Source organism: Mycobacterium sp. NGS41, assembly GCF_059812725.1.
On the sequence record NZ_JCALDF010000067.1, the window covers coordinates 1 to 2,109 of the forward strand.

Below are 2,109 nucleotides of genomic sequence, written 5' to 3' on the forward strand. Positions count from 1 at the left end.
TGCTCGCCGTAACGCATCTCACACCACCTCCGTGGTAGCGGTCACAGGGAAATATAGTTACTTTTGCTAACGTTCTATCTATCAGCGCAATGTAGCGCCGCCTGAGTTTCCAAAACCTCCCAGCCACGACAAAGGGGAACTGCTATGCCGACCATCACCAGTGAAGAGCGGCTCGCCCGCCGCATCGAGGACCTCTACGCCAACGACGCACAATTCGCCGCAGCCAAGCCCAGCCGGGCAGTCGCCGAGGCCGTCGATCAGCCCGAGATTGGGCTACAGCAGGTCATCCGCACTGTGATGGAGGGTTATGCCGATCGGCCGGCGCTCGGCCAGCGTGCGGTGTCGTTCGTCGCCGACCCGGACAGCGGACGCACCGCGATCCAGTTGCTGCCCGGCTTCGAGACCATCACCTACCGCCAGTTGTGGGACCGCACCAACGCCTTCGCCGGCGCGCTGACGGGCGCCGTCCAGCCCGGCGACCGCGTCTGCGTGCTCGGGTTCACCAGCGTCGACTACACCACCATCGACATCGCACTGGCCCTGCTGGGCGCGGTGTCCGTCCCACTGCAGACCAGTGCGGCGCCTGCCCAGCTGCAGCCCGTCGTCACCGAGACCGAGCCGGCGCTGATCGCCGCGAGCATCGACAACTTCGCCGACGCCGTCGAATTGGTGCTTAACGGTCCTGTGCCGGCGCGATTAGTCGCCTTCGACTACCACCCCGAGGTCGACGCTCACCGCGACGCCCTCGAAGCCGCCCGAGCGCGCCTGGCCGGCACGCCGGTGATCGTCGAGACACTGGCCGACGTCCTCGAGCGGGGTAAGCGCGCCCATTCCGGGCCGCCGGTCTCGCCGGCCAGCGAAGACGACGAATTGTCGCTGCTGATCTACACCTCTGGCAGCACCGGCGCACCCAAGGGCGCCATGTACCCGGCGAGCCGGGTGGTCAACTTCTGGCGCAAGTCCAGCGCCTGGTTCCAGGCGGACGGCGAGCCGTCGATCACGCTCAACTTCATGCCGATGAGCCACGTCATGGGCCGACAGGTGCTGTACGGGTCGCTATGCAACGGCGGCACAGCGTATTTCGTGGCCAAGAGCGACCTTTCGACTTTGTTCGAGGACCTCGCACTGGTGCGGGCCACCGAGTTGAACTTCGTGCCACGCGTCTGGGACATGCTCTTCGAGCAGTTCCAGAGTGAGGTGGACCGGCGCTCGTCCGACTCCACTGATCGCCAGGTTCTGGAGGCGCAGGTGAAGGACGAGCTGCGGCAGGACCTGCTCGGTGGACGCTTCGTCGCGGCGTTGACGGGCTCGGCGCCGATCTCCGCGGAGATGAAGGCCTGGGTCGAGTCCCTGCTCGAGCTCCACCTGATCGAGGGCTACGGCTCCACCGAGGCGGGCATGGTGTTAATCGACGACCACATCCGCCGGCCCGCGGTGATCGACTACAAGCTGGTCGACGTGCCCGAGCTGGGCTACTTCCTGACCGACCGGCCGCATCCGCGCGGCGAGCTGCTGGTCAAGACGCAAAGCCTGTTCCCCGGCTACTACAAGCGCCCGGAAACCACGGCGGGCGTATTCGACGAGGACGGCTTCTACCGCACGGGTGACGTGATGGCCGAAGTCGGCCCGGATCAGTTCGTCTACCTCGACCGGCGCAACAACGTGCTGAAGCTGTCGCAGGGCGAGTTCGTCACGGTCTCGAAGCTGGAGGCGGTGTTTGGCGACAGTCCGCTGGTCCGGCAGATCTACGTCTACGGCAACAGCGCTCGTGCGTACCTGCTCGCCGTCGTGGTCCCCACCCAGGAAGCGCTGGCACGCTTTAGCGACGCCTCTGACGCTTCCGCGCTGAAGCGTGCGCTCGGCGAGTCGCTGCAGGAGGTCGCCAGGGCGGCCGGGCTGCAGTCCTACGAAATCCCGCGTGACTTCATCGTCGAGACCACACCGTGGACGCTGGAGAACGGGCTGTTGACCGGCATTCGCAAGCTGGCTCGGCCGCAGCTGAAGACCCACTACGGCGAGCGGCTGGAACAGCTTTACGCCGACCTGGCTCAGGGCCAGGCCAATGAGCTGAGCGAGTTGCGCCGCAGCGGAGCCGATGCGCCCGTGTTG

General features: G+C 66.1%; 1 protein-coding gene. It reads left to right on the forward strand.

Annotated features, from left to right (window positions below; translation table 11 throughout):
* Positions 1–144: 144 nt before the first annotated feature.
* Positions 145–2,109: AMP-binding protein (locus AC5Y21_RS25935; protein ID WP_499917001.1), on the forward strand; the 1,965-nt coding region annotated here is incomplete at its 3' end.